Genomic DNA, 25217 nt, shown 5'->3' with positions numbered 1-25217 from the left:
CCGGACATGGCGGAGCGGCCCGGCGGCGGGTGCCGCCGCCGGGCTGCGCTCCGCGCCGCTGCGGCGGTCAGTCGCCTCCGAAGGCGGCGTCGAACGACGTCTGCGGAGGCTCGAAGTCGAGGGCCTTGAGCGACCGCAGCGCCTCCGGCGCGCCCTGTAGCCGGTCCATGCCGGCGTCCTCCCACTCCACCGAGATGGGCCCCTCGTAACCGATCGAGCGGAGCATCCGGAAGACGTCCTCCCACGGCACGTCGCCGTGGCCGGCCGAGACGAAGTCCCAGCCGCGGCGCGGGTCGCCCCAGGGCAGGTGCGAGCCGAGCCGGCCGTTGCGGCCGTCGAGCCGCTTGCGGGCCTCCTTGCAGTCCACGTGGTAGATGCGGTCCTTGAAGTCCCACAGGAACCCGACCGGGTCGAGGTCCTGCCAGACGAAGTGGCTGGGGTCGAAGTTCAGCCCGAAGGCGGGCCGGTGGCCGACCGCCTCCATCGCCCGGTGCGTCGTCCAGTAGTCGTACGCGATCTCGGACGGGTGCACCTCGTGCGCGAAGCGCACGCCCTCGGCGTCGAACACGTCGAGGATCGGGTTCCAGCGGTCGGCGAAGTCCTGGTAGCCGCGCTCGATCATGTGCGGCGGGACCGGCGGGAACATCGCCACCAGATGCCAGATCGACGAGCCGGTGAAGCCGACGACGGTGTCGACGCCGAAGGCCGCCGCCGCCCGCGCGGTGTCGGCGATCTCGGCGGCGGCCCGCTGCCGGACGCCCTCGGGCTCGCCGTCGCCCCAGATCCGGGCCGGGAGGATGGCCTGGTGGCGCTCGTCGATGGGGTGGTCGCAGACCGCCTGGCCCACCAGGTGGTTGGAGATGGCCCAGCACTTCAGGCCGTACTTCTCCAGCAACTGGTGGCGGCCGTCGAGGTAACCGGGCTCGTTCAGGGCCTTGTCCACCTCGAAGTGGTCGCCCCAGCAGGCGAGTTCGAGGCCGTCGTAGCCGAAGTCGCGGGCCAGCCGGCAGACCTCCTCCAGGGGGAGGTCCGCCCACTGACCGGTGAACAGGGTGAAGGACCGGGGCATCGTGTGCTGCCTCTTTCTCCGGAGTACCTCCGGGGGTGGTCGGCTGATCCGGGTGGGGTCAGGTGGCTTGGCCGGCTTGCACCACGGGCGTGAAGACGGCGTTCTTCTCCGCGCTCTCCTCCACGGCCGCCAGCACCCGCTGGACCTGCAGCCCGTCCGCGAAGGACGGCGCGGGCTGCGCGCCCGTGGCGATGGCGTGGACGAGGTCGCGGGCCTGGTGCACGAAGGTGTGCTCGTACCCGAGGCCGTGGCCGGGCGGCCACCACGCCTCCAGGTACGGGTGCTCCGGCTCGGTGACCAGGACCCGCCGGAAGCCGGCGGTCTCGGCCGGCTCCGCGTGGTCGTGCAACTGCAGCTCGTTCAGCCGCTCCAGGTCGAAGGAGAGCGAGCCGTGCTCGCCGTTCAGCTCCACCGACAGGGCGTTCTTGCGGCCCGCGGCCATCCGGCTGACCTCGAAGGACGCCAGCGCGCCCGAGGCCATCCGGCCGGTGAACAGGGCGGCGTCGTCCACCGTGACCGCACCGCGCTCGCCGCCGCCGGCCGCCGCGCCGGAGAGCCCCGCCGCCGCGGACGGCAGCGGCCGCTCCTTCACGAACGTCTCGGTCTGCGCCGAGACGCCCACGAGCGGCTCGCCGGTGAGGAACTGCGCGAGGTCGACGATGTGCGCGCCGAGGTCGCCGAGCGCCCCGGAGCCCGCCTTCTCCCGCTGCATCCGCCAGGCGAGCGGAAACTCCGGGTCGACGAGCCAGTCCTGCAGGTACGTCACACGCACGTGCCGCAGCGCACCCAGCCGGCCGCGGGCGATCAGCTCGCGCGCGTACGCCAGGGCCGGCACCCGGCGGTAGTTGAAGCCGACCATGGCGAGCTGCCCGCGCTCCCGCGCCCGCGCTGCGGCGTCCACCATCGCCTCGGCCTCGGCGACGGTGTTGGCGAGCGGCTTCTCGCACAGCACGTGCTTGCCCGCCTCCAGCGCGGCGATGGCGATCTCCGCATGGCTGTCCCCCGGCGTGCAGACGTCGACGAGCTGCACGTCGTCCCGGGTGATGAGCCGGCGCCAGTCGGTCTCCGCGGCGGCCCAGCCCATCTTGCGGGCCGCCGCGGCCACCTTGTCCTCGTCGCGGCCGCAGATCGCGGCCATGACGGGAGTCAGCGGAAGGTCGAAGACCCGGGCGGCGGTCCGCCAGCCCTGCGAATGGGCCGCCCCCATGAACGCGTAGCCGACCATGCCGACGCCGAGCGCGGGTGCGGTCGTGTCGTGGGACATAGAACTCCTTGTCAGTAGGCTGCTTCCGGCGCGCCGCAGCGGTCGTTCCGGCAATTCCGGGCGTGCGGCTCCTGGCGCTGGATTCCCGTCAGTTGAAGCCGGTCGGCAGGTACTGGTCGATGTTGTCCTTGCTCACGACGGCGGAGTACAACGTGATCGACGCCGGGATCTCGAACTCGGCCATGCCCGAGACGCCCTTCTGCTGGCCGAGGGCGCGCGCGAGGTCGATCGCGGACGCGGCCATCGTCGGCGGGTACAGGACCGTGGCCTTGATCACCGAGTCGTCGGCCTTGATGGAGTCCATCACGGCCTTGGAGCCGGCGCCGCCGACCATGATGAACTCGTCGCGGCCCGACTGGTCGATGGCGCGCTTGACGCCGACGCCCTGGTCGTCGTCGTGGTTCCACATGGCGTCGAACTCCGGCACGGCCTGGAGCAGGTCGGACATCTTGCGCTGGCCCGACTCGACGGTGAACTCGGCGGCCTGCCGGGCCACCTTCTCGATGTTCGGGTAGTTCTTCAGCGCGTCGTCGAAGCCCTTCGTGCGCTGCTGGGTCAGCTCCAGGTTGTCCAGCCCGGCCAGCTCGACGACCTTCGCGTTGCTCTTGCCCTTGAGCTGCTCGCCGATGAACCGGCCGGCGTTCAGGCCCATGCCGTAGTTGTCGCCGCCGATCCAGCAGCGGTACGCCTGCGGGCTGTTGAAGATCCGGTCCAGGTTGATGACGGGGATGCCGGCCCGCATGGCCTTCAGCCCCGCCTGCGTCATCGCCTTGCCGTCGGCCGGCAGGATGACCAGGACGTCGACCTTCTTGTTGATCAGGGAGTCGACCTGGCCTATCTGGGTGGCCGTGTCGTTCGAGCCCTCGGTGATGTCGAGGGTGACGTCCTCGTACTTCTCCGCGCGCGAGCGCGCGTTGTCGTTGATGGCGTTGAGCCAGCCGTGGTCGGCCTCGGGGCCGGCGAAGCCGATGGTGACCGGCTTGCCGGGCTTGTCGTCCGAGACGTTCGCCTGCTGCTGCTCGGAGCCGCCGTCGTCGTCGCTGTCGTCATTGCTGGTGCAACTGGTGAGGAAGGCGGCAGCCGAGACACCGGCGGCACCGAAGAGCATGTTTCTACGGCTGAAAGGCGATTCTGGCATGTGGGTACGACCCTTCATTGCGTCGAGGATTTACGCGAAGTGTGGTGCTGGATAAGGACGGCGGCGACGATGATCGCGCCCTTGGCGATCTTCTGTACGTCACTTTGCACGTTGTTGAGCGCGAAGAGGTTGGTAATGGTGGTGAAGACGACCACGCCCAGCACGGAGCCGATGATGGTGCCCCGGCCGCCGCTGAGCAGGGTGCCGCCGATGATCGCGGCCGCGATGGCGTCCAGTTCGTACAGGTTGCCGTTGGTGTTCTGGCCGGAGCCCGCGAGCACGATGAGCATGAACGCCGCGATGCCGCAGCAGAGCCCGGACAGGGCGTACAGCAGCAGGCGCTGCCGCTTGATGTCGATGCCGGCGAGCCGGGCGGCCTCGGGGTTGCCGCCGACCGCCACGGTGCGGCGGCCGAAGGTGGTGCGGTTGAGCAGCACCCAGCCCAGGGCGGAGACGCCGAGGAAGATGAGCACCAGGTACGGGATGCCGAGGATGCGGGCGTCCGCGTTCCCGAGGTCCAGCACCGCGTCGACCTCGACGATCTGCGTCTGGCCGTCGCTCATCTGCTCGGCGAAGCCGCGCGCGGAGGCGAGCATGGCCAGCGTGGCGATGAACGGCACGAGGCTGCCGTACGCGATGAGCACGCCGTTGACCAGGCCGCAGCCTATGCCCACGGCTACGGCGCAGAAGAGCATGCCCGTCAGGCCGTAGTCCTGCGTCGCCTGCGTCGTCGCCCACACCGAGGCGAGGGCGACGATGGCGCCGACCGACAGGTCGATGCCGCCGCCGATGATGACCAGCGTCACGCCGATGGTGACCACGCCGATCGCCGACGACTGGGTGAGGATGAGCCGGAAGTTGTCGACGTCCAGGAACTGGTCGGGCTTGGTGAGGGCGCCGACCGCGACCAGCAGGCCGAGCACGCCGACCAGCGCCAGGAGTCTGAAGTCCAGATGGCTGTGCCAGGCGGCGGCGTTGCCGTTCCCCTGGGGCTTCTCCGGCGCCGGGGCGGAGAGCGAGTCCGATTTGCTCAACACTTACGAGGTCCCTTCCATGACGAGGTCGAGCACCCGGTGCTCGTCGAGATTCCGGGCCGGGGCGGTGTGCACGACCTGGCCCTCGCGGAGTACGAGGACCCGGTCGGCGAGGCCGAGGACCTCGGGGAGTTCGCTGGAGACGAGCAGGACCGCGACGCCTTCGTCGGCGAGCCTGCGGATGAGCGCGTACAACTCGGCGCGGGCGCCGACGTCCACGCCGCGGGTGGGCTCGTCCAGCAGCAGCACCCGGCAGTCGCGCAGCAGCCAGCGCGCGAGCACGGCCTTCTGCTGGTTGCCGCCGGAGAGCGTGCGGACGGGGGCGTCGGGGTTGTCGGGGCGCAGCGAGAGGTCGCGTACGGCCTGCCGCGCCGCGGACCGCTCCCCCGACCGGTCCAGCCAGCCGCCGGTCGAGAAGCGGGTGAGCGAGGAGATGGAGACGTTGCGGCTGACGGACTCCGTCATCAGCAGCGCCTGCGCCTTGCGCTCCTCGGGGGCCAGCCCGATGCCCGCCTTGACGGCGGCGGTGACGCTCCCGGGGCGCAGCGGGCGGCCGTCGACGAGCACCCGGCCCGCGGTCGGCTTGCGGGCGCCGAAGACGGTCTCCAGGATCTCCGAGCGGCCGGAGCCGACCAGGCCTGCGAGCCCGACGATCTCGCCGGGGGCGAGCTTGAGGTCCACCGGCGCGAACTCGCCCTCCCTGGCGAGCCCTTCGAGGGTGAGTACGGGGTCCTTGCCCGCGCCCGGCGCCTCCGGCCGCTCGGGGAAGACGTGCGCGACGTTGCGGCCGGTCATCAGGGTGACGATCTCGTTGGTCGACGTGCTCTGCGCGGGCAGCCCGCGGGCGACGGCGCGGCCGTCCTTGAGCACGGTGACGCGGTCGCCTATCCGGCGGATCTCCTCCAGCCGGTGGGAGATGTAGATGACGGCGACGCCCTGCGCGGTGAGGTCGGCGACGATCCGGAAGAGGTTGTCGACCTCGTCGGGGTCGAGGGCGGCGGACGGCTCGTCCATGACGATGAGCTTCACGTCGTGGGAGAGCGCCCGGGCCATGGAGACGACCTGCTGGCCGGCGGCGGAGAGGTCGCCGACGATGGTGGACGCGGAGATCTCCGGGTGGCCGAGCCGGGCCAGCAGGTCCTGGGCGGCGGTGTGCGCCTCGCGGGCCTTGATGAACCCGCCGGAGGAGCGCTCGTGGCCGAGGAAGACGTTCTCCGCCACCGACAGGTGCATCACCAGGTCGAGTTCCTGGTAGATGGTGGCGATGCCCAGCCGCATGGCGGCGACGGGCGACTTCAGCGCGGTCTCGTCGCCCTGCCAGACGATGGTGCCGTCGTCGGGCTGGTGGGCGCCGGCCAGGACCTTGATGAGGGTGGACTTGCCGGCGCCGTTCTGGCCGAGCAGGCAGTGCACCTCGCCGGCCACGACGTCGAGGTCGACGCCGTCGAGCGCGCGGACGCCGGGGAAGGACTTGGTGATCCCCGTCATGGTGAGCAGGGGTGTGGCGGGGGTGGGCGGCGTATCTGACGTAGGCGCCATGTACGGATCTCCTCGGCGGTGCTCCGACTGCGGCTGCGCAGGGGCAGGTTGGGCAGGGCGGAGCGCAAACGGGCGGGTTCACCGGGCGGTGCGGGTGGTGCGGTGGGAGTGGTCGGAGGGCAGCGGCGTGGTGCGGGGGCCTGCGCGGGCGGTGCCGCGGTCGGCCGGGGGTGCTGCGGGGTGGTACCGGGTGCGGGTGGTGCTCTTGGTGCCTGTGGTGCTGGGGTGGTGCGTGGGTCGTACGGGGTGATGCGCGGGTGGTGCGGGCCTTACGTGTGGTACGCGGATGTCCGCGCCCGGCGTCAGGCGGGCGAGAACAGGTGGTCGCTGGTGAGCCGGGCGGCGCCGATCACGCCCGCGGTGGGGCCCAGCTCGCCGAGCACGATGGGCAGGTTGCCGGTCGCCAGGGGCAGCGACTGGCGGTAGACCTGGGTGCGGATGGCGGCGAGGAGCGTGTGACCGAGGCCGGTGACGCCGCCGCCGATGACCACGAGCCCGGGGTTGAAGAAGCTGACCAGTCCTGCGATGACCTGGCCGGTACGGGTGCCGCCCTCGCGGATGAGGTCCAGCGCGACCGCGTCGCCCGCGGTCGCCGCCACGGCGACGTCCCTGGCCTCCAGCTCGCCGGTCTCCTCCAGCCGGGCGGCCAGCTGCGCGGAACGGCCCTCGCGGGCGGCGTTCTCGGCGTCCCGGGCGAGGGCGGAGCCGCCGAAGTACGCCTCCAGGCAGCCGCGGTTACCGCAGGCGCACGGGCGCCCGTCCACCTCCACCTGGATGTGGCCGATGTCGCCGGCGCTGCCGTTCGTCCCGCGGTAGACCTCGCCGCCGACGAGGATGCCGCAGCCGATGCCGGTGCCGATCTTGACGTAGAGGAAGTCCCGTACGGCACGGGCGACACCGGCGTGCTGCTCGCCCTGGGCCATGATGTTCACGTCGTTGTCGACCATGACGGGGCAGCCCAGCTCCTGGCTGAGCGCCTCGCGGACCGGGAAGCCGTCCCAGCCGGGCATGATCGGCGGCGCGACCGGCACACCCTCGGGGAAGCGGACGGGACCCGGGACGCCGATGCCGGCGCCGTCGAACCCCTCCGCCACCCCGGAGGCGCGGAGCTTGGCCGCCATCGCCAGCGCCTGCTCGAAGACCGCTACCGGGCCCTCGCGCACGTCCATGGGCTGGGTCAGATGACCGAGCACCTCCAGCTCCGCGTTGGTGACCGCCACGTCGATGGAGGTGGCGCCGATGTCGACGCCGAGGAAGCGCAGCGAGGGCGCGAGGCGGATGTTGTGCGACCTGCGTCCGCCCCGTGAGGCGGCGAGGCCGTCGGCGACCACGAGCCCGGTCTGCAGCAGCCGGTCGATCTCGACCGCCAGCTTGGACCGGGACAGTTCCACCTGATCGCCGAGCTGCGCCCGGGAGTTCGGCCCGCCGTCACGCAGCAGGCGGAGCAGTCGCGCCTGGTGCGCGTTCGCGGGCCGAGCTGTCATGCGCCTCACGCCACTCCTCCCCGGCCTCGCGTACGTCGTTCTCGTACGCCGTTGTCGGCTTTCCACGGGGAACGTAGCAGTGCTTCGCCACTGAGGGAAGAAGTTCTGCAGGAATCGGTATCTACTTTCTCCACCATCAGGACAAAGATAGGGTCGCGGTCGGCGGCGTACGCTGACCGGCATGGGTCGGGTGACGGTGCGGCGTCCGGTGGTGCGGGTGCGCGGAGGGCGGGTGGACCGGCGGGCGGACACGCTGGTGGCGGAGGAGCCGCTGGAGATCCGGCTGGGGGGCCGGGCGTTGGCGATCACGATGCGGACGCCGGGTGACGACTTCGCACTGGCGACGGGGTTCCTCGTGAGCGAAGGGGCGCTGGCGCGGGGTGCGGAGCTGGCGTCGGTGACGTACTGCGCGGGGGCGGTGGACGGTGCGGAGGGCGGGAACACGTACAACGTGGTGGACGTGCGCCTGGCCGCGGGGGTGCCCGTGCCGGACGTCTCGCTGGAGCGCAACGTCTATACGACGTCGTCGTGCGGGCTGTGCGGGAAGGCGAGCCTGGACGCGGTCCGTACGACGACGCGCTGGCCGGTCGCCGACGAGGGCATGCGGCTGAGCCCGGACGTCCTGGCCGCGCTGCCCGACCGGCTGCGGGCCGGGCAGCGGGTCTTCGACCGCACCGGGGGACTGCACGCCGCCGCCCTGTTCACCCCGGAGGGAGAGCTGATCGACCTGCGCGAGGACGTGGGCCGCCACAACGCCGTCGACAAGCTGATCGGCCGGGCGTTGCAGCAGGACCGCCTCCCGCTCTCCGGCACCGTGCTGATGGTCTCGGGGCGCGCCTCCTTCGAACTGGCCCAGAAGGCGGCGATGGCCGGCATCCCGGTGCTGGCCGCGGTCTCCGCGCCGTCGTCCCTGGCCGTCGACCTCGCCGCCGAGACCGGCATGACGCTGGTCGGCTTCCTGCGCGGCGACACCATGAACGTGTACGCAGGCGAACACCGCATCGCGCTCTGACGCTCCGCCGCGGGTAGACAGTGTCCACCTCCGTGGTAGACACTGTCTACCATGACCGCGGACACCCGCGCGCGCCTGCTGGAGGCCGCGCTCGAACTGCTCGACGAGCGAGGCGTCGACGCCCTCACCCTGCGCGCCATCGCCCGGCGCTGCGGCGTCTCGCACGGCGCTCCGCTCAAACACTTCCCGCACCGCGCGGCGCTGCTGTCGGCCGTCGCCACCCAGGGCTTCCGCGAGTTGCAGGACTGGGCCGGCGAGGCGCTGGCGAAGCTGCCGCCGGACGCGAGCCCGGCCCGGCGGCTGCGTACGGGCACGCGCGCGTACGTGGAGTACGCGGTGGCCCGGCCCGAGATGTTCGCGCTGATGTTCCGCCGCGACCTGCTCGACCCGCACGACCGCGAGCTGGGCCGCGCCTCGCTCGGCGGCTTCGAGAACCTCGTCCGCCTCGTCGAGGCCCGGCAGGCCGAGGGCTGGCGGGCCGACGCGGACCCGCGGCTGCTCACCGGCGCGCTGTGGTCCGCCCTGCACGGCACCGCCGAGCTGTGGTCCTGGGGCTCCCTGCCGCTGGCCACCGGCGCGGCGACCATCGACGACGTACTCGACGGCCTCTGCGAGGCGTTCGAGATCGGCCCACCCACCGCACGACGAAAGCGAACCACGCCATGACCACCACCTCTCCCCCGGACTTCGACCGGGAGACCGCCGTCCACGCGCGCCCGGGCGAGCCCGGTACGTACGACGCGGACCTGCCCGGCGCGTGGAAGGTCGGCCAGGGCATCAACGGCGGCGTGCTGCTCGCGGTCACCGCCCGCGCGCTGGCCGCCGAACTCGCCACCCCCCGCGACGACCGCCCCGGCCACCCGGACCCGCTGTCGGTCTCCGCGTACTACCTCTCCACGGCCACCGCGGGCCCGGCGGTCGTCCGCACCGAGACCATCCGCCGCGGCAACTCCGTCTCCCACGGCGGCGCGGAACTCCTCCAGCAGGAGGACCCCGCCGCCGCCCCGGCCTCCCGGCTGCGCGTCCTGGCGGCCTACGGCACCCTCGCCGACCAGCCCGACGACGTCAGGACCTCCGCGAAGCCCCCGGCGCTGGCGCCGGTGGAGCAGTGCATAGGCAGTCACGCGGCCCCGCCGGAGTTCCGGGCGGAGTCCCCGATGCTCACCCGCGCCGACCTCCGCCTGGACCCGTCCTGCGTGGGCTGGGCGGTCGGCGCGCCGTCGGGCCGGGGCGAGATGAAGGGCTGGTTCCGCCTGCCGGAGGACCGCGACCCGGATGCGATGCTGCTGCTGATAGCGGTGGACGTCCTGCCCCCGGTGAGCTTCGACCTGGGCGTGATCGGCTGGGCCCCGACGCTGGAACTGACGGCCCACATACGCGCAAGCCCGGCACCGGGCTGGCTCCGGTTGATCCACACGACCCGCAACGTGGCGGGCGGCTACATGGAGGAGGACGCGGAGATCTGGGACTCCACCGACCGCCTGGTAGCCCAGTCCCGCCAACTGGCCCGCCTCCCCCGGCAGTCCTGACCGGGGCCCGCCCACGGGGGCCGGCACTTCGGTCGGACATCGCTGCCCGAGCTGGTGGGTTTCGTTGCGCCAGCCCTGGTGGGGAGGGGTGAAGCCCGTTTGAGGGACGGGGAGTCGGTGCCGGTGTTCGCGCCGGCCCCGCCCTGCTCTCCCGCCATGTCCGGCGGGCCGGGGCGGGGTTGACACACTGCGTCATGTCCATGACTGTCGAGGCCGTCGGTGACGCGCATCTCCGTTCCGGGGGCGCAGCGCCGAGGACTGGCCGCCGACACGGAGGTACGTGGATGGGGGAGCCGACGTTCGGACTCCTGGGGCCGCTGCGTGTGTGGGCCGGAGGTGTCCCGATCCGGATCGGGGGGCCGAAGCCGAGGGCGGCGCTCGCCACGCTGCTGCTGCAGCCCGGTCGCTTCGTCTCCGTGGACGTGCTGACGGAGGTGCTGTGGCCGGGCGGGGCGCCCCCGTCGGCCGTGGCCAACGTCCGCACGTACGTGCGCAACCTGCGCCGGGCACTGTCCGCCGCGGGGATCTCCGCCGCGGGGCTGCGGACGGAGCCGTCCGGATACGCGTTCGACGTCGGGCCGGACGACGTCGACATGCTGCTCTTCGAGCGGCACCTCGACCGGGCTCGCGCGGCCCGCGACCGGGGCGACGACGTCGCCGCGCTGCACGACTACGAGACGGCGCTCGGCCTCTGGCGCGGCGGCGTACTGCAGGACGTACCGGCCAGTGTGGTCTGGGACCCCGGTGTCACCAGGCTGGAGGAGCTGCGGGCGACCGCGGTCGACGAGTGCCTCGGGGTCCGGCTGCGGCTGCGGGACTACGCGCTCCTCCTCGCCGAGCTGCGCTCCCGGCTCACCGAGGATCCGCTGCGGGAGGATCTGTGGCGGATGCTCGTACGGGCGCTGCACGACTCGGGCCGTACGACCGAGGCCCGCTCCGCCTACGCCGAGGCCGAGCGCGTCCTGGCCGCCGAACTCGGCACCGAGCCGAGCAGGCCGTTGCGGGCGGTCGGCGAGGAGGTCAACGGTTACGCCGGTCGGCGCCGCGCGGTGGCGGTCACACCCGTGTACCAGTTACCCATGGACGTACCGGACTTCACCGGCCGGACGGCGGAGATCGCCGCACTGGAGAAGCTGCTGTCGGCGGCCGACCGGCAGCCGGTCGTCGTGGCGATGTCGGGCCCGCCGGGGTCGGGGAAGTCCGCGCTGACGGTGCACGTGGCGCACCGCGCCCGCGCGGCGTTCCCCGACGGCCAGCTCTTCGTCGACCTCGGCGGGCTGAACGACCGGCCGCGCGACCCCGCCGACGTCCTGGCCGAGATGCTGCGCGGCCTCGGTGTCGTCGACAGCACCGTCCCCGCCGAGCGGAGCGAACGGGCCGCCCTGCTCCGCTCGCGCCTGGCGCAGCGGCGCTTCCTCATCGTTCTCGACGACGCGGCCGACGGCGCGCAGGTACGCCCCCTGCTGCCCGGCACCGGAGGCTCGGCCGTGCTCGTCAGCTCCCGCCGCCGGATGCCCGACCTGCCGGCGCACCACTTCTCGCTCGGCGAGCTGAAACAGGAGGAGGCCCGCGCCCTGCTGGGCACGGTCGCCGGACCGGACCGGCTGGTCACCGACGCGGCCGGCGCGGACCGGGTGCTCGCCGGCTGCGGCTCGCTGCCGCTGGCCGTACGGATCGCCGGGTCGCGGCTGGCGAGCCGGCGGTCGTGGACCGCGGCGACGCTAGCCGATCTCCTGCAGGACGAGCGCGGGCGGCTCGACCAACTGCAGGCGGGCGAGCTGGAGGTGCGGGCGAGCGCGGAGCTGAGCTACCGGCACCTGCCGGAGGCTGCGGCCACGGCCTTCCGCGCCTTCGGCCGGCTGCCGGCGGGGGCGGTGGGCGGCTGGCTCGTGGCCGTCGCCATGGGCGGCGCCGCCGACGACGCCGCCGAAGCGCTGGCCACTCTGGCCGACAGGCACCTGATCGAGGCCGTGGGGACCGACGCGCTCGGATTGCCGCGCTACCGCATGCACGACCTGCTGCGCTGCTACGCGCGCGAGCTGGCCGACGCGGACACCTTCACGGTGCGCCGGCGGCAGCAGCTCCGTATCGTCGACGCCCTGACCGCACTCGCGCGCGCCGCGAACGGGGCGATGCCCACGCGGTTCCTCGGCGTCTTCGGTGCGGCGGCGCATCCTGCCGGGGCGGGCACGGAGATCACCCGGGCCGTACGGGCCGCGCCCGTCGAGTGGTTCGAGACCGAACGCCGGATCCTCGTCGCCACGGTGGAGTCCGCGCTGCGGCTCGGCCGCGTCACGCAGGCCGCCGACCTCGCGCTGGAGCTGGCGAGCTTCTTCGACCTGCGCGGCTACTACGGCGACTGGCTGCGCACGCACCAACTGGTGCTCGACGCGATACCGGCCCCGTCGGACGCGCGGGCCGCGGCGCTGCTCCGTAACATCGGGCAACTCCACCTCTACCGGGACCGTTACGCCGACGCACTCGACTCCTTCGTCTGGGCACGCGCGATATTCGGGGCGGTCGGCCACCCCGCAGGCGAGGCGGTCGCGGCGGCCGGAGAGGGATCCGTACACCGGATCCTGGGCGACCTCGACGCGGCGCTGGCGACGTTCACCGACACGCTGAGCGGGTTCCGGGAGGCCGGCGACCGGCACGGCGAGGCGGTCGCGCGCAACGCGATCGCCTCCGTATGGCTGGAGCGCAAGAACCCGCGAGCCGCGGCGTCGTGGCTGGACGGGGCGCTGGAGCTGGCCCGGGACCTCGGCGACCGCCACCGCGAGGCGCAGGTCCGCCGCCGCATCGCCGTGCTGCACGATCTGCGCGGCGAACCGGACCTGGCGCGGGCGGAGCTGGAGCGGGCCCTGGACATCTTCTGCGACCTCGCCGACACGCACTGCGCCGCCTACGTGCAGGAGAGCATCGGGGAACTGTGCCTGCGCCGCGGCAACGCGGGCGAGGCGTCGGCGCTGCTGGCCGACGCGCTCGCCGTCCAGCGGCAGTTGGGCGACCGGCGCGCGGAGGCGAGTCTCGCCTGCCTGCTCGGTGAGCTGCACCGCGCGACGGGCAGGGTGCAGACCGCGCGGCACTACTTCCACCGCTCACTGTCCACCTGGCGGCGGCTGGAGGCGCACGACCGGGCCGAGGTGGTGCACGCGAAGCTGCGGGCGCTGCACTCCGGCCCGGGATGACGCGCGTAGAGCGAATGCGGCGGGAAGCAGTCGCATTCGCTCCACGCGGGCACGTCAGCAACCGTTCGTGCTCTTCAGCCGCCGGTCGAGGTAGTCGTACCAGGTGACGCCCTGGACGACCGCGACGACGACGGAGCCGTTGTGGATCTGCTCGTAGTGCAGGTGGGGGGTGAAGTCGTAGATCGCGGACGTGGCGCCGACCTTCCCGATCACCTGGCCCCGCTTCACCTGCGCGCCGCGCCCGACGGTGCGCTCCTTCAGATGCGCGTACCGGGTCCGCCATCCGTCGCCGTGGGCGATGACGATGGTGTTGCCGTAGCCGTCGCCGGTGGAGTAGTACGACGCGACGACCGTGCCGCCCGCGCTGGCGAGCACGCGGCGGCCGAGGTCGTCCGGGGTGCCCTGGGCGTTGTAGTGGTTCCAGTCGATGGAGTGCGCCGGGCCGTGCCCGCGCCAGTTGTTGCCACGCCAGACCTGGCCGCAGATGAACGGCATCCTGAAGCCGGGCCGGGCCAGCGGCGCCGCCGTCTCTGACGACGTGCCGGCCTGGGGCGCCGCGGCGGCGACCGGCGTCGCGACGGCCACGACGGCGGCCACGCTCACCGCGGCGAACAGTCGGTGGAATCGTCTGCGCATGGTTCTCCCCTTCTCGTCGGTGACCCGGCGATTGAAGGGGGCGTCGATACAAAGCGGATACACAAGGGCGGGCGGTTCGCATACGGTCGTCACCGTGGTCATGGCGACGAGGCGAACGCGCACACTGATCGCGCCCGCCGCGCTGCTCGCGGTGGTCCTGACCGCGTGCGGCGGCGGCCCGGACGAGGCGACCGGCCGCGACGAAGCGCGAACTCCCCCGTCTCGGAGCGCCGCCTCGCCCGAGGCCGTCTGCGTACGGCTGATCACGTACTGGGCCCACGACCAGCTCGGGCCCGGTGGCGGCAGCCAGTCGGACTACCAGGGGAAGGGCCTGTCCGACGGGCAGAACACGATCCTGCTCGACATCGTGGAAGAGGCCGCGAAGGAGCGGCGTGCGAACGGCGCCGCCGCGGCCCGGCGGCTGGTCGACAGCGAGGTACGGAAGCGCTGCGCCGAGCGGTACGACGAGGGGAACGCCGGCGCCCCGTCCGCGGGCTGGCCGCAGTAGTGGCCCCGGCGGTGAGGGATCCGTCCGCTGCCGGTGACGCCGGCGTTCCGATCCGCCCCCACGCCGGCTGACCCGGCGCGGCGGGGTGTGGGCCCCGTTGCGGCGGTGGTACGGATGGCGTCGTGGAGTGGTTTTCGTCTGAGGGGTACTGGCTGAGCCGGCTGGTTTTCCAGCGCGGGCTCGCCCTGCTGTACGTCGTCGCCTTCGTCGCCGCGGCGCGGCAGTTCCGGCCGCTCATCGGTGCGCGCGGCATGCTGCCCGTGCCGCGGTTCACCGCGCGGGTGCCGTTCCGGCGATCGCCGAGTCTGTTTCAGGTGCGGTACTCCGACCGGCTGTTCGCCGGGGTCGCCTGGGGTGGTGCCGCCCTGGCGGCCGCCGTGGCCGGTGGGGCGGCGGATGCGGTGCCGTTGTGGGCGGCGATGCTGCTGTGGGCGGTGTTGTGGGCGCTGTATCTGTCGATCGTCAACGTCGGGCAGGCGTGGTACTCGTTCGGCTGGGAGTCGCTGCTGCTGGAGGCCGGGTTCCTCGCGGTCTTCCTCGGCAACGACACCGTCGGCCCCCCGGTGCTGGTGCTCTTCCTGCTGCGCTGGCTGCTCTTCCGGGTCGAGTTCGGCGCCGGGCTGATCAAGATGCGCGGCGACCGGTGCTGGCGCAATCTGACCTGCCTCTACTACCACCACGAGACCCAGCCGATGCCCGGGCCGCTGAGCTGGTTCTTCCACCATCTGCCCCGGCCCCTGCACCGTGTCGAGGCCGCCGCCAACCACGTCGCCCAACTGGGCCTGCCCGTCCTGCTGTTCACCCCCCGGCCGGTCGCCTCCTTCGCCGCCGCCGCCATGGTCGTCACCCAGCTCTGGCTGGTACTCTCCGGCAACTTCGCCTGGCTCAACTGGATCACCATCCTCATCGCCCTCACCGCGATCGACGGACGGCTCGTCGCCGACCACACCCCGCTGCCCGGGCCGCCCGAGTTCGGCGCCACGCCGATCTGGTTCACCGTCGTCGTCTTCGCCGCGACCGCCCTCGTGCTCACGCTGAGCTGGTGGCCCGCCCGCAACCTGCTCTCCCGGCGGCAGCGGATGAACGCCTCGTTCAACTCCCTCCACCTCGTCAACACCTACGGCGCCTTCGGCAGCATCACCCGCGTACGGCACGAGATCGTCGTCGAGGGCACGGCGGACACCCGGCCCACCGAGGCGAGCGAGTGGCGGGAGTACGGGTTCAAGGGCAAGCCCGGCGATCCGCGGCGGCTGCCGCGGCAGTTCGCGCCGTACCACCTGCGGCTCGACTGGCTGATGTGGTTCGCGGCGCTCTCCCCCGCGTACGCGGAGCGGTGGTTCGGCCCGTTCCTGCTGCGGCTGCTCGACGGCGACCGCGACACCCTCCGGCTGCTGGCCCACAACCCCTTCCCCGACACCCCGCCGGGCAGCGTCCGCGCGCGGCTGTTCCGGTACGAGTACACCGGCTGGGCCGAGCTGCGCCGCACCCGGGCGTGGTGGCGGCGGGAGTTCGTACGCGAGTACGCCCCGCCCGTGACGGCCGGGGAGCGGAGCGGCCTCAGCCCGTGAGCCGCTGCAGCCCCACCACCCGCAGCAGTTCCAGCCGCTGGTGCGACTCGCTGCCCGGCCGCGCCGTGTAGACGACCAGCCGCTGGTCGTGCTCCGGGTTCAGCAGCACCTCGCAGTCCAGCTCCAGCAGCCCGACCACGGGGTGGATGAACCGCTTGACCTCCCGGCGACGCACGGCCACGTCGTGCGCCTCCCACAGCGCCGCGAACTTCGCGCTGCGCGCCCGCAGCCGCCGCACCAGGGCGGCGACCCGGGCGTCGTCCGGCCGCCGGGCGAGGGTGGCGCGCAGGTCGGCGACGGCGGCGCGGGCGGCGTGGTCGCGGTCCTCGGGGGGCAGGAACTCGGGGGCGGCGGGCTCGGTGAAGTAGCGCCAGACGATGTTGCGCTCGTCCCCGGAGCGGACCGCGGCGTCCCCGGACAGCGCCCGGGACAGGGCGTTCTGCGCGAGCACGTCGCCGCAGTCGCTGAGCACCTGCGCCGGGGTGTCGGTGAGCCGGTCGAGGATCAGCAGCAGCCCGGGGCGTACGTGCGCACCCGCGCCGCGGGCGCGCGGCGGCTCCTCGCCGGCCAGATGGAACAGGTGGTCGCGCTCGTCGTCGCTCAACCTGAGGCCGCGGGCGACGGCGGTGAGCATCTGCCGCGACGGACGGGAGCCGCGGGCCTGTTCGAGCCGCGTGTAGTGGTCGGTGGACATCCCGGCGAGCTGCGCCACCTCCTCGCGCCGCAGGCCCGGGGTGCGGCGCCGCGCCCCCGGCGGCAGGCCCACGTCCGCGGGGGTGAGGCGGGCGCGGCAACGCCGCAGGAAGTCGGCCAGCTCGGTTCTGTCCACGCTCCCAGCGTGCCTCGCCCGCCGGCGCCCAGCCAGGGACGGCCGGTCCCCGGATAAGGCCGTCTCTCCCGCCGCGGGCGGCCCGGTCGCAGGCTGGCGGAGAAGGCAAGGACACGAATATGGGGACGGAGAGATCATGAGTGTGCTGGTGACGGGGGCAACGGGCAAGGTCGGGGAGCGGCTGGTGCCACGGCTGCTGCAGTGGACGGGCGGCGGTGGGGTGCGGCTGCTGGTGCGCGACACCGAGCGGGCCGCCCCGTTCGCCGGGCTCGGCGCGGAGGTCGTCGTCGGCGACCTGCGCGACCCGGACGACCGGCGCAAGGCGCTGGCCGGCGTACGGGACGTCGTGCACGTCGCGGCGGCGTTCCGCGGTGTCCCGGACGAGGAGGCGTACGCGGTCAACCGGGACGCGACGCTCGCGCTGGGCACGGAGGCGGCGGACGAGGGCGTGCGGCGCTTCATCTTCACCAGCACGAACCTCGTCTACGGCGCCGGGCGCGGCCGGCCCGCGGTGGAGACGGACGAGCCGCGGGCGGACGGCCTGCTCACGGGCGCGTATCCCCGGGCGAAGGCCGAGGCGGAGCGAGGGCTGCTGGCGCTTCACCGCGAGCGCGGCCTGGATGTGCGCGTCGCGCGGCTGGCGTTCGTCTACGGGGACGGTGACCCGCACATCGAGGAGGCGCTGCGCCTGTTGCCGGACTGGGCGGCGCACCAGCGGATGCAGATGGTGCACCACGCCGACGTCGCGCAAGCGCTATGGCGGCTGCTGCGCGTCCCGGGCGCCGACGGGCGGATCTACAACGTCGCCGACGACGCGCCGGTAAGCATGGTGGAGCTGCTGCAGCTGGTGGGCGCGGAGATCCCGGAGGGGATGGCGGAACGGGCCTCGGACGACCCGTGGCACGGGGTGGTCTCGAACCTGCGCATCCGCGACGAGCTGGGCTTCCGGCCGCTGTATCCGTCGCTGTGGACCGCCCGGGACGCGGGCGCGCTGTAAGAGGCGTGCCGTAAGAGACGAGCGGCAGGGCCCGGTTCGTACGGGAGCACCCCCCGGGGCGTACGAACCGGGCCCCGCGCTCCGCCGCACCGCGCACTTTCCCCGTCCCCGCCCCGCACCCCCGCGGGCCGCGCCATGCTGGACCCGCCACTCGTTTCCCGACGATCCGCCGGACGTGCGCCCCTCGCAGAGGTTCCGTGCAGAGGTGATGGAGGACCGCAGATCAGCGGCCTTCTCCGGTACGGTCGCCGCGCCGGGCGCCCCACCGTCTGAGGAGAGTAAAGCGTTGCGCGAGTTCACCGTGCCTCCCCTGGCAGACGCACCGAAGTCGGGGGGGCTGGCGGACGCGGTCTTCCAGCGGGCCGCGCAGGATCCCGGGCAGATCGCCTTCGCCCGCAAGGTCGACGGCGAGTGGCGGGACGTGACGATAGGGACGTTCCGCGACGAGGTGCTCGCCCTCGCCAAGGGGCTGCTTGCGGCGGGGCTGCGGTTCGGCGACCGGGTGGGGATCATGTGCAGGACCCGGTACGAGTGGACCCAACTGGACTTCGCCCTCTGGTCGATCGGCGCCCAGGCCGTGCCCGTCTACCCGACCTCGGCCCCCGACCAGGCGTACTGGATGCTGCACGACGCCGGCGCCGTGGCCTGCGTGGTCGAGAGCGCGGACCACGCGATGACCGTCGGCTCGGTGATCGACAAGCTGCCCGGGCTCAAGCTGCTCTGGCAGATCGACGAGGGCGCCATCGACGAGCTGACCGCCGCCGGCGCGCATCTCGACGACGACGTGGTGGAGCGGCACCGCCTCGCCGTCACCCCGGACTCCGCCGCCACCGTGATCTACACCTCAGGCACCACCGGCAGGCCGCGCGGCTGTGAGCTGACCCACGCCAACTTCATGGCCGAGGCCGACAACATCCTGCTGCGCTACGAGGCCCTCTTCCGCCCGTACCAGGGCGAGCCCGCCGCGACCCTGCTCTTCCTCCCCCTCGCGCACGTCTTCGGCCGGATGATCCAGGTCACCGCGGTCCGCGGCGGGGTCAAGCTCGGCCACCAGCCGGACCCGTCGGCGCCGGTGCTGCTCGCGGACCTCAAGACGTTCCGGCCCAGCCTCATCCTGGCCGTACCGCACATCTTCGAGAAGATCTACGCCGCCGCCCGCCGCAAGGCCGAGACCGAGGGCCGGCTCGCGGTCTTCGACAAGGCCGCCGACGTCGCCGTCCGGCACGCCCGGGCCCGCGAGGACTCGTCCTTCGACGCGGGCCGCGGGCCCAGCCCGGCGCTGCGGGTGGAGCACCAGGTGTTCGACAAGCTGGTGTTCGCCAAGATGCGCGCGGCGCTCGGCGGCCGGACGCGCTTCGTGTTCTCCGGCGGCTCGGCGATGCAGCGCCGGCTCGGGCTGTTCTTCGCCGGCGCCGGCATCACGGTCATCGAGGGCTACGGCCTGACGGAGACCACCGCCGCCGCGGTCGCCAACCCGCCCGAGCGCCCCCGCTACGGCACCGTCGGCATCCCCATCCCCGGCATCACCGTCTACATCGCCCCCGACGACGAGGTCTGGCTGCACGGCCCGCAGGTCTTCAGCGGCTACATCGGCGACCGGCCGGGCGCCGCACACGCGCTGCGCGACGGCTGGCTGGCCACCGGCGACCTGGGCAGCCTCGACGAGGACGGCTATCTGACGATCACCGGCAGGAAGAAGGAGCTGCTGGTGACGTCGAACGGCAAGAGCGTCTCGCCGGTGCCGCTGGAGGAGCGGGTGCGGGCGCACCCGCTGGTCTCGCAGTGCCTGGCGGTCGGCAACGACCGGCCGTACGTCGCGGCGCTGGTCACCCTGGATCCGGACGGCGTGGCGCACTGGCAGCTCATGCGCGGCCGGCCGTCGATGACCCCGTCCGAGCTGGTCAGGGACGGGGAGCTGGAGGCCGAGATCCGGCGGGCGGTGGTGGCGGCCAACACCCAGGTGTCGCCGCCGGAGTCGATCCGGACGTTCCGGATACTGGCCGTGCAGTTCACCGAGGAGCACGGGCTGGTGACGCCGTCGCTGAAGCTGAAGCGGAAGGCGATCGAGAAGGCGTACGCGAACGAGGTCGAGGCTCTTTACCAGACGTAGGCCCGGTCCGGATGGTGATCGAGGGAATGCCACGGCGGCCGATCGCGGTTAGCGTCGGGAGGGCGAACCGCCTGTACGAACTTTTCGACGAAGAGGGATGCATCCCACGTGAGCAACGTTCCGACCATCACCCTCAACAACGGCGTCGCGATGCCGCAGCTCGGCTTCGGCGTCTGGCAGGTGCCCGACGCGGAGGCCGAGACCGCGGTGCGCACCGCGCTCGACGCCGGTTACCGGAGCATCGACACCGCGGCAATCTACGGGAACGAGGCGGGCATGGGCAAGGCCCTGACCGGGTCCGGCCTCCCGCGCGAGGAACTGTTCGTCACCACCAAGCTGTGGAACTCCGAGCACGGCTACGACGCCGCCCTGCGCGCGTTCGACGACTCGCTGCGCCGGCTGGGCCTGGACCACGTCGACCTGTACCTGATCCACTGGCCGGTGCCGGCCAAGGACAAGTACCTGGAGACCTGGCGGGCCCTGGAGAAGCTCTACGCGGACGGGCGCGCCCGCGCCATCGGCGTCTCCAACTTCCAGCCCGCCCATCTGCAGCGGGTTCTGGAGGAGGGCAACGTCGTCCCGGCGCTGAACCAGGTCGAGCTGCACCCGGACTTCGCCCAGGCCGACGTGCGCGCCTTCCACGCCGCGCACGGCATCGCCACCGAGGCGTGGTCGCCGCTGGGCCAGGGCAAGGGGCTGCTGGACGAACCGGTGCTGCGGGAGCTGGGCGAGAAGCACGGCCGCAGCCCGGCGCAGATCGCGCTGCGCTGGCATCTGCAACTGGGCAACGTGGTCATCCCCAAGTCCGTCACCCCGTCGCGGATCCGGGAGAACATCGACGTCTTCGGCTTCGAGCTGGACGACGCCGACATGGCCGCCGTCGCGGGCCTGGACGCGGGCAACCGCATCGGCGACAACCCCGACGACGTGAACTGACGTGCCCCGCCCGCAGATCGCCGGTCGTCCCGCTCGGAACCGTTGCACCCGCAACCGCGTCTGAGGGGGCGACCGGAAGTCGATCACCGAGGGGGAGTCAGATGGCTGCACGGGGCGGACGTGAGCTCGACTGGGACGGCTGCTTCAACGTACGCGACCTCGGCGGGCTGCCCGCGGCCGGCGGCCGCCGCACCCGGCCCGGCGCGCTGGTGCGCGCCGACAACCTGGACGGGCTGACCGGGGCGGGCTGGGCCGCCGTCGCGGACCACGGCGTACGCACGGTGATCGACCTGCGCAACGCCATCGACCACCGGCCCCGCCTGCCGCGCCCGGAGGGCATCGGGCTGGTCCGGGTGCCCGTGGACGAGCTGGCGGGGAACGTGCGCTGGTGGCGCGAGTGGGGCCACCTCGAAGGGACCCCGCTGACCTGGGCCGCTTATCTGGAGTACGTCCCGAAGGTGGCGGCGTCCGTCGTCCGCGAGGTCGCGGCGGCCCCGCCGGGCGGCGTCGTGGTGCACTGCACCGCCGGCCGGGACCGCACCGGCTTCGCCTCGTTCGTGCTGCTGACGCTCGCCGGGGTGGCGGCGGCCGACATCGCCGCCGACTACCTGCTCAGCGGGCCCAACCACCGGCGGGCCGCGGCCGCCCTGGGCCACCCGGACCAGACGCTGGAGATCGCCGAGATCCAGGCCCGCTCGGGCCGTACCGCCACGCAGGTCATCACCGACACGCACGCGACCTTCGACGCGGCGGCGTACCTCGCCAAGGCCGGGCTGCCGGACAACGCGGTCGCCGCGGCCCGGGAGCGGCTGCTCGCCCCGGGGTGAGGCGGCGGGGCGTCAGCTCGCGCCGTGCTCCGGGGCGACGGCCTCGATCCGGCGCGCGAGGTCGAAGTCCAGCTCGGTGACCCGGCCGCCCACGCTGTGGGTGTTGACGGCGACATCGAGGGTGTTGTAGCCGAGCGTGAGCATCGCGTGGTGCCCCAGCTCCTCCTGGATCCGGGAGACGTCCGCGACCATCGCCGCGGCGGGCGGATGCGAGTCGAAGCGGTACGTGCGCGACAGCAGCTCCCCCTCGGCCACGGACCAGCCCGGCAGCCGGGCGAGACGGTCCTCGGTGTCCTGCGGGGAAAGCGGTTCGACGGCCATGCGAGGGGCTCCCTTCGCGGCGGGGCGGTTCCCGGCCGACAGTACCCCGCGGGACTCGGTTACCGTCGATGACATGACGACCCCCGGTCTCCCCGTCACCCCAGGTACGCCGACCGGCGGCACGCCCCGTACCGGCGGCCCCGACGACGGCGCCGCCACCGCGGGCGCCCTGCTGCGCAACTGGCGGGAGCGCCGCGGGCTGAGCCAACTGGAGCTGGCGCTGCGCGCGGACTCCTCGGCGCGGCACATCAGCTTCGTCGAGACCGGCAGGTCACAGCCGAGCCGGGCGATGGTGCTCAAGCTCGCCGAGCACCTGGACATGCCCGTACGCGAACGCAACGCGCTGCTGCTCGCCGCCGGCTTCGCGCCGCACTACCCCGAGACGCCGCTGGACGACCCCGCGATGGCCGAGCTGCGCCAGGGCGTCGAACAGCTCGTCGCCGCGCACGAGCCGTTCCCCGCGGTGGTGGTGGACGGCGCGTACAACGTGGTGGCCGCCAACCGCGGCATCCTGCTGGTCCTGGACGAGGTGCCGGAGGAGCTGCTGCGCCCGCCGCTGAACGCGATGCGGCTGACGCTGCACCCCGACGGGCTGGCGAAGAAGATCCGCAACCTGCCGCAGTGGCGCGCCCATCTGCTGCACCAGATGGACCGCCAGCTCTCGCTGGTGCGCTCGCCCGCGCTGAAGGAGCTGTACGACGAGGTGGCGGCCTATCCGCTCCCGCCGGAGGCGGGGGACGAGGAGGTCGAGGAGGTCGGCGGCCGGGCCCCGTTCGCGCTGCCGCTGCGGGTCGCGCACGACGGGCACCTGCTGTCGTTCGTCTCCACCATCTCGACCTTCAACACGCCCATGGACGTGACGGTTTCGGAGCTGGCGCTGGAGACGCTGCTGCCCGCGGATCCGGAGACGACGAAGTACCTGCGCCAGCAGCTCGGCTCCTGACTTACCCGATCGGGGCCGGACGGTTCCCACCCACAAGCTTTCATAAACCTTTAGTAGGGCTTTATTTGACGGAAGATCCGCCGTCGCGCAAGATCGGCGTGAACTGCCGGTCCCTTCCAGCGCGCCGGCGCCCGAAGGGAGCCCGTCAATGGCCAGCCGTCGCGAAGTCCTTGCCACCTCCGCTGTCGCCGTCGGCGCGACAGCCTTACCGCTGTCCGCCGGCGCCCCCAACGCCCGCGCGGCGGTCGCCGACCCCGACCCGACCCGGCCGCCGGGCCGCGGCCCGAACGTCGTCCTGATCGTCCTCGACGACCTGGGGTACGGCGATCTCGGCTGCTACGGCTCGGAGTTGATCGACACCCCGCACCTGGACCGGCTCGCCCGCCAGGGCACCCGCTTCACCCAGGGCTACTCCGGCGCCCCCGTGTGCAGCCCCTCCCGCGCCGCGCTCCTCACCGGCCGCGTACCGCCGCGCACCGGCGTGCGCAAGGTGCTCAGCCGGGACGACTCGCAGGGGCTGCGGGCCGCGGAGAAGACGCTCCCCGGCTATCTGCGGGACGCGGGCTACCACACGGCCGCCATCGGCAAGTGGCACCTCGGCCGGCTCGACGAGAACCACCCGTCGCGGCACGGCTTCGACTCGTACTTCGGCGTCGACGCGATGTTCTCCGAGGACTCGTACCCCACCGAGATCTGGCGCGACGGCGCCCCGGTGGGGACCCTGCGCGACGACGCCGACCTGGCGACGCTGACGCGCCGGTTCACCGACGAGGCGATCGACGTGATCGACCGCGCCGGGAAGCGGCCGTTCTTCATCTACCTCGCCGAGACCATGCCCCACCTCCCGCTCGCCGTGGAGCCGGAGTTCGACGGCATCTCCCGCGGCGGTCTCTACGGCGACGCCGTCGAGTCCGTCGACCACCACCTCGGCCGCCTCTTCCGCGCCCTGGCGGACCGCGGCCTCGAACGGGACACGCTGGTCATCGTCGCCAGCGACAACGGCCCCTGGTTCGAGGGCTCCACGGGCGGGCTGCGCGGCCGCAAGTCCGGCTGCTACGAGGGCGGGGTGCGGGTGCCGTTCCTCATGCGCTGGACGGGCACCGTCCCGCGCGGCCGGGAGTCGCACCAGGTCGTGTCGTTCCTCGACGTGCTGCCGACGCTCTGCGGCCTCGCCGGCGCGGTGCCGGACCCCGGGGTGAAGCTCGACGGCACCGACCTGCGCCCGGTGCTGCGCGGCGAGCGGCTGCGCGAGCGCCCGCCGGTGCCGTTCTTCCTCGGCCGGCACGCGGCGGCGGTACGCGACGGCCGCTGGAAGCTGCACGTCCGGCGGGCCGGGCGGAACCAGCGCTTCCTGCCCGAGCTGTTCGACCTGGAGGCCGACCCGCGCGAGGTGGCGAACGTGGCCGCGCGCCGGCCCGAGGTCACCGAGCGGCTGCGGAAGTACCTGGCCGCGCTGGAGGAGGACGTGGCCGCGGAGCGCCGCCCGGCGGTGGCGCTCACCGCGAAGCCCCCGCTGTTCGCGGGCCGCGCCAACACGCTGCGGGTACGGCTGTCGCGCGCGCTGCGGCCGGAGGGCGGCGGCGGCAAGGCCAAGGTCTCGGTGACGGTCGCGGTGCCGGAGGGGTGGACGGCGACGACCGTGCGGAAGGCCGTCGACCTGACCGCCGCCCCGGTGGTCGAGATCGACGTCACCCCGCCGCCTTCGGCGGGTGCCCCCGCCGGACGGCTGCGCGGCCACCGGCTCACGCCCCTGGTCGTCGTCGACGGCCGGACCGTGACCGGCGCCGACGTGCAGGTGCACGCCGTGCCGCACGGCCGCGACGCGGCCCTCGCGCTCGACGCGGGACCCGAAGGACGACCGGCGCTGCCCTCGTACCGCCATCTGACCCCCGCCACCGCCTGGGACCGGGCCGCCGGGTTCGGCTGGGTCTCCGCGCCGCCGCAGTCCCGCGCCCACGCGGGACCCGACCCGCTGCGCCGCGGCGTGGTCCGCGACCGGTCGGCGGCGGTGCTGCGGCTGCGGCTGGCCGCGGGCCGGCGCCGGATCTCGCTGCTGCGCGGCGACGACAAGCGGCCCACGCACGGCTTCACGGTGGCGGCGGACGGTGAGACGGTGATCGCTCCTGGCCCGCGGCTGCCCGCGGGGGCGTACCGCTGGGAGGAGTTCGTCCTCGACGGCGGGCCCGAAGGACGGACGATCGAGCTGGGGCTGAGCGGCACCGGGGGCAACAGGTGGACGCTCGTGGCGCTGGTGGTGCACTGACCCGGGCACTCCGCCACACCCC

General features: G+C 73.2%; 21 protein-coding genes. 12 read left to right on the top strand and 9 right to left on the bottom strand.

What is annotated here, in order from left to right; genetic code table 11:
• Positions 1 to 67: 67 nt before the first annotated feature.
• The 6 genes from OG946_RS31380 to OG946_RS31355 all read right to left on the bottom strand — a co-directional run bounded on the left by OG946_RS31380 (position 68) and on the right by OG946_RS31355 (position 7528).
• On the bottom strand, positions 68 to 1069 hold the full coding sequence (locus tag OG946_RS31380) for a sugar phosphate isomerase/epimerase family protein (RefSeq protein WP_326799331.1): 1002 nt from the start codon (positions 1067 to 1069) through the stop codon (positions 68 to 70).
• A 58-nt stretch (positions 1070 to 1127) separates the two neighbouring features.
• A complete protein-coding gene (locus OG946_RS31375; protein ID WP_326799330.1) occupies positions 1128 to 2333 on the bottom strand; it encodes a Gfo/Idh/MocA family protein in 1206 nt (401 codons plus the stop codon).
• Between the two features lie 88 nt (positions 2334 to 2421).
• Positions 2422 to 3471 carry a substrate-binding domain-containing protein gene (locus OG946_RS31370; protein WP_326799329.1) on the bottom strand — a complete coding sequence of 350 codons (1050 nt, stop codon included), beginning with the start codon at positions 3469 to 3471 and terminating at the stop codon, positions 2422 to 2424.
• A 14-nt stretch (positions 3472 to 3485) separates the two neighbouring features.
• Positions 3486 to 4508, bottom strand: coding sequence for an ABC transporter permease (locus OG946_RS31365; protein WP_326799328.1), 1023 nt, complete (start codon positions 4506 to 4508; stop codon positions 3486 to 3488).
• Complete coding sequence (locus tag OG946_RS31360) at positions 4509 to 6044, bottom strand: sugar ABC transporter ATP-binding protein (RefSeq protein WP_326799327.1); 1536 nt, start codon at positions 6042 to 6044, stop codon at positions 4509 to 4511.
• 302 nt (positions 6045 to 6346) lie between these two features.
• Positions 6347 to 7528: an ROK family protein gene (locus tag OG946_RS31355; RefSeq protein ID WP_027746150.1), complete on the bottom strand. Its 1182-nt coding sequence runs from the start codon at positions 7526 to 7528 to the stop codon at positions 6347 to 6349.
• Between the two features lie 181 nt (positions 7529 to 7709).
• Here OG946_RS31355 and fdhD point away from each other — a divergent pair, with 181 nt between their 5' ends.
• The 4 genes from fdhD to OG946_RS31335 all read left to right on the top strand — a co-directional run bounded on the left by fdhD (position 7710) and on the right by OG946_RS31335 (position 13257).
• Positions 7710 to 8540, top strand: coding sequence for a formate dehydrogenase accessory sulfurtransferase FdhD (fdhD, locus tag OG946_RS31350; RefSeq protein WP_326799326.1), 831 nt, complete (start codon positions 7710 to 7712; stop codon positions 8538 to 8540).
• Between the two features lie 51 nt (positions 8541 to 8591).
• The gene (locus tag OG946_RS31345) at positions 8592 to 9206 is read left to right on the top strand and encodes a TetR/AcrR family transcriptional regulator (protein WP_326799325.1); all 615 of its coding nucleotides are present in this window, start codon (positions 8592 to 8594) and stop codon (positions 9204 to 9206) included.
• On the top strand, positions 9203 to 10069 hold the full coding sequence (locus OG946_RS31340; protein WP_326799324.1) for a thioesterase family protein: 867 nt from the start codon (positions 9203 to 9205) through the stop codon (positions 10067 to 10069). Before OG946_RS31345 ends, OG946_RS31340 begins: the two co-directional genes overlap by 4 nt.
• Before the next feature lie 284 nt (positions 10070 to 10353).
• Positions 10354 to 13257, top strand: coding sequence for an AfsR/SARP family transcriptional regulator (locus OG946_RS31335; RefSeq protein WP_326799323.1), 2904 nt, complete (start codon positions 10354 to 10356; stop codon positions 13255 to 13257).
• A gap of 54 nt (positions 13258 to 13311) precedes the next feature.
• Here OG946_RS31335 and OG946_RS31330 read toward each other — a convergent pair whose 3' ends face one another.
• Complete coding sequence (locus tag OG946_RS31330) at positions 13312 to 13893, bottom strand: M23 family metallopeptidase (RefSeq protein WP_326799322.1); 582 nt, start codon at positions 13891 to 13893, stop codon at positions 13312 to 13314.
• A 100-nt stretch (positions 13894 to 13993) separates the two neighbouring features.
• On the opposite strand from OG946_RS31330, the gene OG946_RS31325 reads away from it, so the two are divergent.
• Positions 13994 to 14401: a hypothetical protein gene (locus OG946_RS31325; protein WP_326799321.1), complete on the top strand. Its 408-nt coding sequence runs from the start codon at positions 13994 to 13996 to the stop codon at positions 14399 to 14401.
• 122 nt (positions 14402 to 14523) lie between these two features.
• Positions 14524 to 15969 (top strand): lipase maturation factor family protein, encoded by a 1446-nt coding sequence (locus tag OG946_RS31320; protein ID WP_326799320.1) that lies wholly within the window; start codon positions 14524 to 14526, stop codon positions 15967 to 15969.
• Here the strand turns inward: OG946_RS31320 and OG946_RS31315 are convergent.
• On the bottom strand, positions 15959 to 16798 hold the full coding sequence (locus tag OG946_RS31315) for a helix-turn-helix transcriptional regulator (RefSeq protein ID WP_326799319.1): 840 nt from the start codon (positions 16796 to 16798) through the stop codon (positions 15959 to 15961). The genes OG946_RS31320 and OG946_RS31315 overlap by 11 nt on opposite strands.
• Before the next feature lie 136 nt (positions 16799 to 16934).
• Between OG946_RS31315 and OG946_RS31310 the strand changes: the two genes are divergently transcribed.
• The 4 genes from OG946_RS31310 (at position 16935) to OG946_RS31295 (ending at position 21668) form a co-directional block, all read left to right on the top strand.
• On the top strand, positions 16935 to 17795 hold the full coding sequence (locus OG946_RS31310) for an NAD-dependent epimerase/dehydratase family protein (protein WP_326799318.1): 861 nt from the start codon (positions 16935 to 16937) through the stop codon (positions 17793 to 17795).
• A 286-nt stretch (positions 17796 to 18081) separates the two neighbouring features.
• Complete coding sequence (locus OG946_RS31305) at positions 18082 to 19905, top strand: AMP-dependent synthetase/ligase (RefSeq protein WP_326799317.1); 1824 nt, start codon at positions 18082 to 18084, stop codon at positions 19903 to 19905.
• A gap of 108 nt (positions 19906 to 20013) precedes the next feature.
• Positions 20014 to 20841: an aldo/keto reductase gene (locus OG946_RS31300; RefSeq protein ID WP_326799316.1), complete on the top strand. Its 828-nt coding sequence runs from the start codon at positions 20014 to 20016 to the stop codon at positions 20839 to 20841.
• Between the two features lie 101 nt (positions 20842 to 20942).
• Entirely contained in the window at positions 20943 to 21668 is a 726-nt protein-coding gene (locus tag OG946_RS31295) for a tyrosine-protein phosphatase (RefSeq protein WP_326799315.1), read from the top strand.
• 12 nt (positions 21669 to 21680) lie between these two features.
• Here OG946_RS31295 and OG946_RS31290 read toward each other — a convergent pair whose 3' ends face one another.
• Positions 21681 to 21989 carry a 4a-hydroxytetrahydrobiopterin dehydratase gene (locus OG946_RS31290; RefSeq protein ID WP_326799314.1) on the bottom strand — a complete coding sequence of 103 codons (309 nt, stop codon included), beginning with the start codon at positions 21987 to 21989 and terminating at the stop codon, positions 21681 to 21683.
• Positions 21990 to 22062: 73 nt separating this feature from the next.
• Between OG946_RS31290 and OG946_RS31285 the strand changes: the two genes are divergently transcribed.
• Entirely contained in the window at positions 22063 to 22932 is an 870-nt protein-coding gene (locus OG946_RS31285) for a helix-turn-helix domain-containing protein (protein WP_326799313.1), read from the top strand.
• 148 nt (positions 22933 to 23080) lie between these two features.
• A complete protein-coding gene (locus OG946_RS31280) occupies positions 23081 to 25195 on the top strand; it encodes a sulfatase-like hydrolase/transferase (RefSeq protein ID WP_326799312.1) in 2115 nt (704 codons plus the stop codon).
• Positions 25196 to 25217: the final 22 nt, after the last annotated feature.

Source organism: Streptomyces sp. NBC_01808, from assembly GCF_035917395.1.
Classification (GTDB): Bacteria; Actinomycetota; Actinomycetes; order Streptomycetales; family Streptomycetaceae; genus Streptomyces.
This window is presented reverse-complemented; position numbering and strand designations above follow the sequence as displayed.

What these genes read in the sequence shown, in the direction of transcription:
- OG946_RS31310 (WP_326799318.1), top strand. Translation starts at nt 16,935, where the DNA reads ATGAGTGTGCTGGTGACGGGGGCAACGGGCAAGGTCGGGGAGCGGCTG.
- OG946_RS31330 (WP_326799322.1), bottom strand. Translation starts at nt 13,893, where the DNA reads ATGCGCAGACGATTCCACCGACTGTTCGCCGCGGTGAGCGTGGCCGCC.
- OG946_RS31375 (WP_326799330.1), bottom strand. Translation starts at nt 2,333, where the DNA reads ATGTCCCACGACACGACCGCACCCGCGCTCGGCGTCGGCATGGTCGGC.
- OG946_RS31345 (WP_326799325.1), top strand. Translation starts at nt 8,592, where the DNA reads ATGACCGCGGACACCCGCGCGCGCCTGCTGGAGGCCGCGCTCGAACTG.
- OG946_RS31370 (WP_326799329.1), bottom strand. Translation starts at nt 3,471, where the DNA reads ATGCCAGAATCGCCTTTCAGCCGTAGAAACATGCTCTTCGGTGCCGCC.
- OG946_RS31355 (WP_027746150.1), bottom strand. Translation starts at nt 7,528, where the DNA reads ATGACAGCTCGGCCCGCGAACGCGCACCAGGCGCGACTGCTCCGCCTG.
- OG946_RS31280 (WP_326799312.1), top strand. Translation starts at nt 23,081, where the DNA reads ATGGCCAGCCGTCGCGAAGTCCTTGCCACCTCCGCTGTCGCCGTCGGC.
- OG946_RS31285 (WP_326799313.1), top strand. Translation starts at nt 22,063, where the DNA reads ATGACGACCCCCGGTCTCCCCGTCACCCCAGGTACGCCGACCGGCGGC.
- OG946_RS31360 (WP_326799327.1), bottom strand. Translation starts at nt 6,044, where the DNA reads ATGGCGCCTACGTCAGATACGCCGCCCACCCCCGCCACACCCCTGCTC.
- OG946_RS31290 (WP_326799314.1), bottom strand. Translation starts at nt 21,989, where the DNA reads ATGGCCGTCGAACCGCTTTCCCCGCAGGACACCGAGGACCGTCTCGCC.
- OG946_RS31340 (WP_326799324.1), top strand. Translation starts at nt 9,203, where the DNA reads ATGACCACCACCTCTCCCCCGGACTTCGACCGGGAGACCGCCGTCCAC.
- fdhD (WP_326799326.1), top strand. Translation starts at nt 7,710, where the DNA reads ATGGGTCGGGTGACGGTGCGGCGTCCGGTGGTGCGGGTGCGCGGAGGG.
- OG946_RS31380 (WP_326799331.1), bottom strand. Translation starts at nt 1,069, where the DNA reads ATGCCCCGGTCCTTCACCCTGTTCACCGGTCAGTGGGCGGACCTCCCC.
- OG946_RS31335 (WP_326799323.1), top strand. Translation starts at nt 10,354, where the DNA reads ATGGGGGAGCCGACGTTCGGACTCCTGGGGCCGCTGCGTGTGTGGGCC.
- OG946_RS31325 (WP_326799321.1), top strand. Translation starts at nt 13,994, where the DNA reads ATGGCGACGAGGCGAACGCGCACACTGATCGCGCCCGCCGCGCTGCTC.
- OG946_RS31295 (WP_326799315.1), top strand. Translation starts at nt 20,943, where the DNA reads ATGGCTGCACGGGGCGGACGTGAGCTCGACTGGGACGGCTGCTTCAAC.